This window comes from Streptomyces sp. NPDC002130, from assembly GCF_040296465.1.
In the GTDB taxonomy this organism is placed as follows: domain Bacteria; phylum Actinomycetota; class Actinomycetes; order Streptomycetales; family Streptomycetaceae; genus Streptomyces.
In genome coordinates this window covers 1-1,237 of record NZ_JBEOXI010001000.1, presented here as the reverse complement: position 1 = coordinate 1,237, position 1,237 = coordinate 1, and the positions used below count along the sequence as shown (strand labels likewise).

Genomic DNA, 1,237 nt, shown 5'->3' with positions numbered 1-1,237 from the left:
GCTTGATGCAGCCGATCGTGGTCCGTCGTCACGGTGACAAGTACCAACTTGTCATGGGTGAGCGTCGCTGGCGTGCGAGCCAGGAAGCCGGGCTGGAGAAGATTCCGGCGATCATTCGTGAAACCGATGACGACTCGATGTTGCGCGACGCGCTCCTCGAGAACATCCATCGAGTGCAGTTGAACCCCCTCGAGGAGGCAGCGGCGTATCAGCAGCTGCTCGAGGAGTTCGAAGTCACCCACGAAGAATTGGCCAATCGGATCGGACGTTCGCCGGGTATTGCCGTCCGGGTCGGCGAATCCGAAGAAGGTGCCCCCGTCACGCTCGTCGAAGACGGTGACCTCACTGGCATCGACGCCGCGGTCGATGAGCTCTTGGCGAGCCGTTGCAGCGTCGGCCACGACCAACTGCAATCCCTTCAACGAACCAGGGGCCATCTCGGTTTGCGACGGCAGGTTCCCGATGACGATCGAGCAGCCCGAACCACGCGGAGTGAGCTGGGCGACCGTCATGTGTTCGTTGACGGTGTGGTGGTCGAGATCGAAACCGACCTTGTCACGATAGAACTCGATGGAGCGGTCGAGGTCACTGACGGGGACGATGACTACTTCGAGGGTCCAGTCCATGAAACTGCCTTTCGCTGAGGAGGTTCGGGCAAACAGGTGGTCAGAGTTGCGCGACGATCTTGTCCAGGCGTTCGTAACCTTCGGTGACACCGAGCTCCATATTGCTCTCGATCATTCCGTCTCGCGCTTCGAGGCTCGGATATACGGAATGGCCGGAGAGGCGGGTGCGTCCGTTACCCAGATCCTCGAACGTGATCGATTCGATGCTGACGATGTCGGGGAATCCCTCGTATTCGAAGGTCTGGATGGCAAAGTCGTTTTCGCGAACAACGTGAAACACACCGTTGAACCGGAACTCTTCGCCCTCGGGGTTGCGATGGACGTACTTGTATCGACCGCCGCTGACGAACTCGTATTCGTCGATCTCCATCTCGTATCCGTTGGGGCCGAGCCACTGCTTGACCAGTTCGGGATTCGAATGAGCTGCGAAGACGGCACTGACGGGTGCGTCGAATTCGCGGGTGATGTCGATGTACGGCACGCCCTCAGGAGCCGTGATGGTGACGGGATTGGTGGTAGCCATGGCTAAGTCTCCTTCTGTGTGGTGCTGAGTAGGTGATCGAGCTTGCGGAACTGTTGTTCGTGGATCAGTCGATAGCGGTCGATCCAGG

The 1,237-nt window shown here is 59.0% G+C and carries 1 protein-coding gene and 2 pseudogenes; 1 reads left to right on the top strand and 2 read right to left on the bottom strand.

The window, feature by feature from the left end:
- Positions 1-272, top strand: a pseudogene (locus ABT116_RS47815) (ParB/RepB/Spo0J family partition protein); the annotation flags it as partial.
- A 63-nt stretch (positions 273-335) separates the two neighbouring features.
- Here the strand turns inward: ABT116_RS47815 and ABT116_RS47810 are convergent.
- Together ABT116_RS47810 and ABT116_RS47805 are read right to left on the bottom strand one after the other, a co-directional pair.
- Positions 336-626, bottom strand: a pseudogene (locus ABT116_RS47810) (VOC family protein); the annotation flags it as partial.
- 40 nt (positions 627-666) lie between these two features.
- The gene (locus ABT116_RS47805; RefSeq protein WP_095971994.1) at positions 667-1,149 is read right to left on the bottom strand and encodes an SRPBCC family protein; all 483 of its coding nucleotides are present in this window, start codon (positions 1,147-1,149) and stop codon (positions 667-669) included.
- Between the last annotated feature and the right edge of the window lie 88 nt (positions 1,150-1,237).